8 protein-coding genes are annotated in these 8,887 nt (G+C 70.8%); 4 read left to right on the forward strand and 4 right to left on the reverse strand.

The genetic code is table 11. The features are described from left to right. From VLI41_RS03315 to VLI41_RS03325, 3 genes are all read right to left on the reverse strand, one after another. A partial coding sequence (locus VLI41_RS03315) for a DnaJ domain-containing protein (protein WP_325266633.1) occupies positions 1–660 on the reverse strand: 660 nt, incomplete at its 3' end. Positions 661–829: 169 nt separating this feature from the next. Continuing rightward, positions 830–2,746 (reverse strand): molecular chaperone DnaK, encoded by a 1,917-nt coding sequence (gene dnaK, locus VLI41_RS03320; RefSeq protein WP_325266634.1) that lies wholly within the window; start codon positions 2,744–2,746, stop codon positions 830–832. A 197-nt stretch (positions 2,747–2,943) separates the two neighbouring features. Continuing rightward, positions 2,944–3,423 (reverse strand): hypothetical protein, encoded by a 480-nt coding sequence (locus VLI41_RS03325; RefSeq protein WP_325266635.1) that lies wholly within the window; start codon positions 3,421–3,423, stop codon positions 2,944–2,946. Positions 3,424–3,535: 112 nt separating this feature from the next. On the opposite strand from VLI41_RS03325, the gene VLI41_RS03330 reads away from it, so the two are divergent. Then, the gene (locus tag VLI41_RS03330; protein WP_325266636.1) at positions 3,536–4,399 is read left to right on the forward strand and encodes a dienelactone hydrolase family protein; all 864 of its coding nucleotides are present in this window, start codon (positions 3,536–3,538) and stop codon (positions 4,397–4,399) included. 3 nt (positions 4,400–4,402) lie between these two features. Here the strand turns inward: VLI41_RS03330 and VLI41_RS03335 are convergent, their stop codons facing one another. Next, positions 4,403–4,789 (reverse strand): hypothetical protein, encoded by a 387-nt coding sequence (locus VLI41_RS03335; RefSeq protein ID WP_325266637.1) that lies wholly within the window; start codon positions 4,787–4,789, stop codon positions 4,403–4,405. Positions 4,790–4,934: 145 nt separating this feature from the next. Here VLI41_RS03335 and VLI41_RS03340 point away from each other — a divergent pair, with 145 nt between their 5' ends. From VLI41_RS03340 to VLI41_RS03350, 3 genes are all read left to right on the forward strand, one after another. Beyond that, positions 4,935–7,268, forward strand: a complete 2,334-nt coding sequence (locus VLI41_RS03340; RefSeq protein ID WP_325266638.1) for a DNA translocase FtsK — start codon at positions 4,935–4,937, stop codon at positions 7,266–7,268. Positions 7,269–7,352: 84 nt separating this feature from the next. After that, a complete protein-coding gene (locus tag VLI41_RS03345; RefSeq protein ID WP_325266639.1) occupies positions 7,353–7,982 on the forward strand; it encodes a LolA family protein in 630 nt (209 codons plus the stop codon). Positions 7,983–8,211: 229 nt separating this feature from the next. Further along, a partial coding sequence (locus VLI41_RS03350) for an exodeoxyribonuclease III (protein WP_325266640.1) occupies positions 8,212–8,887 on the forward strand: 676 nt, incomplete at its 3' end.

The raw sequence follows: 8,887 nt of genomic DNA on the forward strand, positions 1-8,887 counted from the left end.
GTCGATGCCGGCCGGGATGCGCACCGACAGCGTCCGCTCGCGGCGCACCTGGCCCAGGCCGTGGCAGGCCTGGCAGGGATCGAGCACCATGCGCCCGGAGCCGCCGCAGCGCGGGCAGGCGCGCTCGATGGAGAAGAAGCCCTGGGTGGCGCGCACGCGGCCCGCGCCGTTGCAGGTCGTGCACGTGGTCGGGCTGGTGCCGGGCTTGGCGCCCGAGCCGGCGCAGGCCTCGCAGTTGAGGGTCGTGGGGGCGGTGATCTCCACCTCGGCGCCGGCGTAAGCCTGCTCGAGGCTGATCTCCAGGTCGTAGCGCAGGTCCTGGCCGCGCGCCGGGCCGCGGTTGCGCCGGCCGCCCATGCCGAACATGTCGCCGAAGACGTCGCCGAACACCTCGTTGAAGATGTCGTGCACGTCGTGGAACTGGCCCGCCCCGCCATGGCCGTTCAGGCCGGCGTGGCCGAAGCGGTCGTAGGCGGCGCGCTTCTGCGGATCGGAGAGGATCGAATAGGCCTCGTTGATCTCCTTGAACCGGGAGGCGGCGTCCTCGCAGCCGCCGTTGCGGTCGGGATGGTGTTCCATCGCGAGCTTGCGGAACGCCTGCTTGAGGGCGCCGTCATCGCAGCCGCGTTGGACGCCGAGGATCTCGTAATAATCCCGCATCGATCGTCAGGCGCTCTGGAGTGTCACTGGAATGGAAGTGGGATGGCTCCCGCCGCGCTGCAAGGCTTGAGCCGAGCGGGCGGGAGCGCTTTCCCCGATAGTGCGGCGGCGACGTTCCCCAAGGCGACCTCTTCGCATTCGAGGCTGGAGATCGCCATGGGGCAGGGTGTCACGCCGACTTCTTCTCGTCGCCGTCCACTTCCTCGAACTCCGCGTCGACCACGTCGTCCGGGGCGGCGTTCGGCTGGGCCTCGCCGGAAGCTTCGGCGCCCGCCGCGTTCTGCTGGGCCTGGTACATCGCCTCGCCCAGCTTCATGGAGGCCTGGATCAGCGCCTGGGTCTTGGCCGAGATGGTCTCGGCGTCCCCCGACTCCAGCACGCCCTTGAGCTCCTCGAGCCCGGTGGTGATGGCGTTGCGCTCGGCCTCGCCCACCTTGTCGCCGTGCTCGGCCAGCGCCTTCTCCGTGGAGTGGATGATGGCGTCGGCCTGGTTCTTGGCCTCGACCACCGCCTTGCGCTTCTCGTCGTCGGCCTTGTGGCTCTCGGCTTCCTTGACCATGGCGTCGATGTCCGAGTCCGAGAGGCCGCCGTTGGCCTGGATGCGGATCGACTGCTCCTTGCTGGTGGCCTTGTCGCGCGCCTGGACGTTGACGATGCCGTTGGCGTCGATGTCGAAAGTGACCTCCACCTGCGGCACGCCGCGCGGCGCCGGCGGGATGCCCACCAGGTCGAACTGGCCCAGCAGCTTGTTGTCGGCCGCCATCGGCCGCTCGCCCTGAAACACCCGGATGGTCACCGCCGACTGGTTGTCCTCGGCGGTCGAGAACACCTGGCTGCGCTTGGTGGGGATCGTCGTGTTGCGCTCGATCAGCGGGGTGAACACGCCGCCCAGCGTCTCGATGCCCAGGGTCAGCGGGGTGACGTCGAGCAGCAGGACGTCCTTCACCTCGCCCTGCAGCACGCCGGCCTGCACGGCCGCGCCCAGCGCCACCACCTCGTCGGGGTTGACGCCCTTGTGCGGCTCGCGGCCGAAGAACGCCTTCACCGTCTCGACGACCTTCGGCATGCGGGTCATGCCGCCGACCAGGATCACCTCGTCGATGTCGGACTTCTTCAGGCCCGCGTCCTTCAGCGCCTGCTCGCAGGGGCCGACGGTCTTGGCCACCAGGTCCTCGACGAGCGCCTCGAGCTTGGCGCGCGAGAGCTTGATGTTGAGGTGCAGCGGGCCCGACTGGTTCATCGAGATGAAGGGCAGGTTCACCTCGTACTGGGTGACGGTCGAAAGCTCCTTCTTGGCCTTCTCGGCCTCTTCCTTCAGGCGCTGCAGGGCGAGCTTGTCTTTCCTGAGGTCGACGCCCTGCTCCTTCTTGAACTCGTCGGCCAGGTAGTCGACGAGCCGCAGGTCGAAGTCCTCACCGCCCAGGAAGGTGTCGCCGTTGGTCGACTTCACCTCGAACACGCCGTCGCCGATCTCCAGGATGGAGATGTCGAAGGTGCCGCCGCCCAGGTCGTAGACGGCGATCTTCTTGCCTTCGTTCTTGTCGAGACCGTAGGCCAGCGCCGCGGCCGTCGGCTCGTTGATGATCCGCAGCACCTCGAGGCCCGCGATCTTGCCGGCGTCCTTGGTCGCCTGGCGCTGGGCGTCGTTGAAGTAGGCCGGGACGGTGATCACCGCCTTCTCGATCTTCTCGCCCAGGTGACGCTCGGCGTCCTCCTTGAGCTTCATCAGGATGAAGGCGGAGATCTGCTGGGGCGAGTAGTCCTTGCCGTGGGCGCGCACCCAGGCGTCGCCGTTCGGGCCCTTGACGATGTCATAGGGCACCATGCCCTTGTCCTTCTCCACCATCGGGTCGTTGTAGGTCCGCCCGATCAGCCGCTTGATGGCGAAGAAGGTGTTGCTGGGATTGGTCACCGCCTGCCGCTTGGCGGGCTGGCCCACGAGGCGCTCGCCGTCTTCCATGAAGGCCACGACCGAGGGCGTGGTCCGCGCGCCTTCGGCGTTCTCGATCACCTTCGGCTGCTTGCCGTCCATGATGGCCACGCACGAGTTCGTGGTGCCGAGGTCGATGCCGATGATCTTGCTCATTGCGTAACTTTCTCGCTCCTTGTTGGCGGACGCCGCGGTGAAGCCTTCTTTGCGAAGCGCTCCCGACTTGCGGTCGCCCCCGGTCGCTTAGGTCATCGCCGGATCTCCCGCTGAAGGAAACCCGGCGTCGACAGGCGATATGGGGGAAATTGCCGGGGCTGCAAGGGGAAAGCCCCCAATCCGGACAGGGACATGGCTCAGGTTCGCCGCCAGGGGCCGCAGGCTCGGGCGTAGAGGTCGGGCGGATGCGGAGCGGGCCAGCCGCGGGCGCTCAGGAAAGCGTGCTGCACGACCATCGCCTGCTGCTCGATGTTGCGCTCCGCGAACGCCCGCCCGTCGGCGAGATCGTAGGCATAGGCGCCCGGACCGTCGCCCGCCTTGAGCTTGGCGAGCGGCAGGAAAGTCCCGCCCTGCGCCTGCCAGACATGGGTCAGCTCGTGGACGAACACCGCCTGCAAGGGAACCGGCGCGCCGGCGAAGTCGCGCCAGGCCGCGGCCGCCGGCCAGACCATCAGCGCCGCGCCCGGCACGAAGGCGCGCGGCCAGAGCGGCAGCGCCAGGATGCGGACCCGGGCCGGGGCCAGCGCCCCGCCGAACATCTCCGCCGCCAGCGCCCGCTCGCCGGCGGTGAGCCGGCGCCAGGACAGCGGCTTCATGCGGTCGGGCGGAGGGCTCATCACCGCCTCGCAGACGCCTGGCGAAGCGTCCGGTTCCGCTTTGACTCCGGCTTCGCCGGAGAGGCAGGATCGCGGCCTTCAGGATCACCGATCTGCAAGCGGAGGCGCTCCCATGATCACCCTCACCCGGGCCGAAGGCAACTGGGCCGGCGATCTCGATCTCACCCGGCGCTCGATCGCCCTGGCGCTGGCCAGCGGCTACGCCGTGGCGGCGTTCTCGGCCGAGGCCGATCCGATCCACACCGACGAGACGGGGCTGGTCGCCGCGAGCGTCGAGATCCCGACGAGCGACCGCAAGATCCCCGGCTATCTGGCGCGGCCCGCGGCCCCCGGCAAGCACGCCGTCGTGCTGGTCAATTCGGAGATCTTCGGCGTCCACGAGTGGGTGAAGGACATCTGCCGCCGGCTCGCCAAGGCGGGCTATGTGGCGCTCGCGCCCGACCTCTTCGTCCGCGCCGGCGATCCCTCCAAGCTCAGCGACATGGGCGCGGTGATGAAGATCGTCCAGGCGACGCCGGAGGCGCAGGTGCTGGGCGATACGGCCGCCTCGCTGAAGTACCTGCGGGCGCAGCCGTTCAGCGACATGCGGCGGCTCGGCGTCACCGGCTTCTGCTGGGGCGGCGGGGCGACCTGGCGCGACTGCGAGAGCTTCGCCGACTTCAAGGCCGGCGTCGCCTGGTACGGCCCCCTGAAGCCCGGCCCCTATCCGCGCACCGCGCCGCTGGCGGCGGTGAAGGACCTGAAGTGCCCGGTGCTCGGCCTCTACGGCGGGCAGGACCGCGGCATCTCCCAGGCCGACGTCGAGGCCATGCGCGCCGCGGCCAAGGCCGACGGCAAGCAGGTGGAGATCATCGTCTATCCCGACGCCCAGCACGGATTCCTCGCCGACTACCGGCCGAGCTACAACAAGGCGGCCAGCGAGGACGGCTGGAAGCGGATGCTCGCCTGGTTCGCCCAGCACGGGGTGAAGGCATAGGCGCTAGTGCGGCGGCTCCTCGTCGGGATTGGGCGCGGTGGCGTTGACGTCGGTCGGCAGCTGAAGCGTGGGCTGCGGCTGGGTGGCGTTGGTCGGCGGGGGCGGCGCGGTGGTCGGCTGGTCGGCCTGGTCGGCCGCGGCGTCCTCGGCGCTGGCGTCGTCGGGCTTGTCGGCCTTCGGCGGCGGCGGGGGCGGAGCCTCGATCCGCTCCTGGGCGAGCGGCGTGGCTTCGGTGGCGGTGAGCGGCGCCGCTGGACCCCTGGGCGCCCCGGCCGGCCGCTCGCCGGGCAGACGGCCGCGCTCCGGCGCATTGATCACGCCCAGGGTGAAGGAGCCGATCGCCGCGAGCGTCAGGAGGCCGCCGGCGGCCTGCACCACGGGGCGGGGCATGGTCCAGATCATCGGCGCGAACCCTAGTGCGCCGGCCGGGCGAGTGGAAGCCGGCTTCCGCGGCCGAGCCAGGGCCAAAGTAAACGGCCGTTAACGCCTTGGGCTCCAAACAGGAGGCCAAAGGTTCCGAGCTTCGGGAGGCGGCATGGCGCGGGCGGCGCGGAAGACGGGGGTGGCCTGGGCGATGCAGATCGCCGGCCTCGTCTGGACGCATCCGCACGTCGCCCGGATGCGCGGCGGCCTCACCGCCGCTTTCGGCCTGGCGCTTGCGGCGGCCTTCGCGACCTACAACCCTGCCGATCCGAGCCTGGACGCCGCCGGCGCCGGGCGGATCGGCAATGCGCTGGGCGCGCCGGGCGCCGTGCTGGCCGACCTCGGCGTCCAGGCCCTGGGCCTCGCCTGCGGGGCCGCGGCCCTGTTGATGGTGGTCCTGGGCCTCGCGCGCGCAAGCGCGGCGGAGGTGCAGGCCACCCGGCCCTCGCTGCGCCTGCGGGGGATGGCGGGCGCGGCCGGCGTGCTGGCCGCCGCCGCCGCCCTGTCGCTGCCGCCGCCGCCCGCCGACTGGCCGCTGGCCAGGGGCCTGGGCGGGCTCGCCGGAGAGCTCCTTCTCGCCGGGGCCGCGCGGCTGCTTGCGCTGGCCCATGCGCCCGCGGCGCGGCCGGTCGCCGGCGCGGTTCTGGGCGTGATCGCCGCGGCGAGCCTCGCCTATGCGCTGGGCCTGCGCCGGCTCGAGTTCGCGGCCGCCCTGGCCCGGCTGCGCGCGGCGCTCGGCCCAAAGCCGAAGCTGGCCATCCCGGGCGCGCGGCCGGCGCGCGTCGGGCGGCGCAGCCTGGGCGACGGCGGCATCCCCGAGGCCGCCCTCGATGCGGCGCTGGCGCAGACCGCGGCCGGGCCGCTCAAGGTCAAGCCGCCCAAGGCGCCGCCGAAGCCGTCGGCCCGCGAGGAGCGCGAGGCGCAGGTCACCTTCGATTTCGTCCAGGCCGGCGGCTTCCGCCTGCCCGAGCTCTCCATGCTGGCCAAGCCCAAGCCCCGGGCTGCGGCCTTCGATGAAGGCGCGCTTCGTCAGAACGCCCAGCTGCTGGAGAGCGTGCTGGCCGAGTTCGGCGTGCGCGGCGCGGTCGACCAGATCCGCCCCGGACCGGTGGTCACCCTCTACGAGTTGGTGCCCGCGGCCGGCGTGAAGTCGGCCCGGGTGGTGGCGCTCTCCGACGATATCGCCCGCTCCATGAGCGTCGCCGCCTGCCGCGTCTCGGTGGTGCCGGGCCGCAACGCCATCGGCATCGAGCTCCCCAACCAGAAGCGCGAGACCGTCTATCTGCGCGACCTCCTGGCCGCCCACGAATACGAGCGCGGCGCCCAGGTGCTGCCCGTGGCGCTGGGCGAGACCATCGGCGGCGAGCCCTATATCGCCGACCTCGCCAAGATGCCCCACCTGCTGATCGCCGGCACCACCGGCTCCGGCAAGAGCGTTGGCGTCAACGCCATGATCCTGTCGATCCTCTATCGGCTGACGCCCGATCAGTGCCGGCTGATCATGGTCGACCCCAAGATGCTGGAGCTCTCGGTCTACGACGGCATCCCGCACCTCCTGGCGCCGGTCGTCACCGACCCGAAGAAGGCGATCGTGGCGCTGAAGTGGACGGTCCGGGAGATGGAGGACCGCTACCGGCGGATGTCGAAGATCGGCGTGCGCAACATCGCCTCCTACAACGAGCGCGCCGCCGAGGCCGCCGCCAGGGGCGAGCACTTCGAGCGCACCGTCCAGACCGGCTTCGACGAGGCGGGTCGGGCGATCTTCGAATCCGAGAAGATATCGCCGGAGCCGATGCCATACCTCGTCGTGATCATCGACGAGGTGGCCGACCTGATGATGGTCGCCGGCAAGGACATCGAAGGCGCGGTCCAGCGGCTGGCGCAGATGGCGCGGGCGGCGGGCATCCACCTGATCATGGCCACCCAGCGGCCGTCGGTCGACGTGATCACCGGCACCATCAAGGCGAACTTCCCGACCCGGATCTCCTTCCAGGTCACCTCGAAGATCGATTCCCGCACCATCCTGGGCGAACAGGGGGCCGAGCAGCTCCTCGGCCAGGGCGACATGCTCTACATGGCCGGCGGCGGCCGCATCACCCGCCTGCACGGCCCGTTCGTCTCGGACGGCGAGGTGGAGGCGGTGGCCAAGTTCCTGCGCGAGCAGGGCCAGCCGTCCTACCTCGAGGAGGTCACCGCGGGTGGCGAGGAGGAGGGCGAGGCCGGCGACCTGGGCTTCGGCGCCGATGGGGAGGGCAACGACCTCTACGACCGCGCCGTGGCGGTGGTCACCCGCGACGGCAAGGCCTCGACCAGCTACATCCAGCGCCGCCTTCAGATCGGCTACAATCGCGCCGCCTCGCTGATCGAGCGCATGGAGCAGGAAGGCGTCGTCGGCCCCGCCAACCACGCCGGCAAGCGCGAGATCCTGGTCTCCGCCGCCCCATAGTCCGCCGCAGGTGGATGGCTTGGTTGCGCTGTCCGCCTTCGATCGGCCCTACTCTCGCCCATTCGTCGCGCCAGGATGTCCGAGATGCCCGTCACCCGCCGCACGCTGACGCTCGCCCTCGCCGCCTCGGCGCTGGCCCCGGCCGCGCTCGCCGCGGCCGCCCCGCTGTCGCCGGCCGACAAGGCGCTGGTCGATCGGGCCGTCGCCTATCTCCAGGGCCTCGACGAGGCCAAGGCGCGGTTCACCCAGACGGACGGATCGGGCCGCGAGACCGCGGGCACGGTGTGGCTGAAGCGGCCGGGCAAGGCGCGGTTCGAGTACGATCCGCCGTCGGGCCTGGTGGTGGTTTCGGACGGGGCGGCGGTGACCGTCGCCGACAATCGCCTGCGGACCTTCACGCGCTATCCGCTCGGCGCGACGCCGCTGTCGCTGTTCCTGGCCAGGACCATCCGCCTGGATCGCGGCGTGGCGGTGACCGCGGTGGACCGAAACGCCGACGGATTCACCATCGTGGCCCGCGACGGTCACGGCAAGACGGCGGGCCGGCTGGCGCTCGACTTCGCCGAGCCGCCCTTGCGGCTCACCGGCTGGACGGTGATCGACGCGCAGGGCCGCACCACCCGCGTGCGCCTGCAGGGGCTGGCGCGGGTCTCCGGCCTGGACGCAGCCCTGTTCGCGCCCAAGAAGCCGGTCCCAAGCGAGCGGCCGCTGTGACACTGGCGCCACAGGCAAGGCAAGACGCGGGAAATCTTTGACATCGGTTCGCCAGCGTGGCGATAATGCCACTACGTCGCCTGCGCGGCCTCCGCGTGGGCGTCCCCGTGCCGGAACATCCCCTCCCGGCGGCGGCATGAGAGACGACTGACGCCCGGACGGCTCACCGTCCGGGCGCTTCTTTTGCCGCACGCCCGCGCGTGGGCTGCGGCGCCATATGGGACGCGACATGCGGCTTCGCCTCTGCACCTGGAACGTCAACTCCGTCCGCCTGCGCGTCGAGCAGGTGGCGAGGTTCGTGCGCGAGCAGGCGCCCGACGTGCTCTGCCTGCAGGAGATCAAGTGTCGCGAGGCGGAGTTCCCGGCCGAGGCGTTCGTCGAGATGGGCCTGCCGCATCTCAAGGTCGCCGGCCAGAAGGGCTGGCACGGGGTGGCGATCGCCTCGCGCCTGCCGATCGAGGATGCGCCGACGCTCGAGGTCTGCCGCGAGAAACACGCCCGCTGCGTGTCGGCCCGCGTCGCCGGGGTCGAGATCCAGAACTTCTACATCCCAGCCGGCGGCGACCTGCCCGACCGCACGCTCAATCCCAAGTTCGACCACAAGCTCGACTTCTATGAAAAACTTACTGCCGAGCTTTCCAGGCGCGACCCCAAGGCCCCGCTGATCGTGACTGGCGACCTCAACGTGGCGCCTGGCGAGTTCGACGTCTGGAACCACCGCTACATGAGCAAGGTCGTCAGCCACACGCCGATCGAGATCGAGGCCATGGCCGCCCTGCACCAGGCCGGCCAGTTCATCGACATCGTCCGCGAGGCCTATCCCGAGCCGGAAAAACTGGCCTCCTGGTGGAGCTACCGCGCCCAGGACTTCCGCAAGTCCAACCGCGGCCTGCGCCTGGACCACA

Source organism: Phenylobacterium sp. (genome assembly GCF_035475775.1).
In the GTDB taxonomy this organism is placed as follows: Bacteria; Pseudomonadota; Alphaproteobacteria; order Caulobacterales; family Caulobacteraceae; genus Phenylobacterium.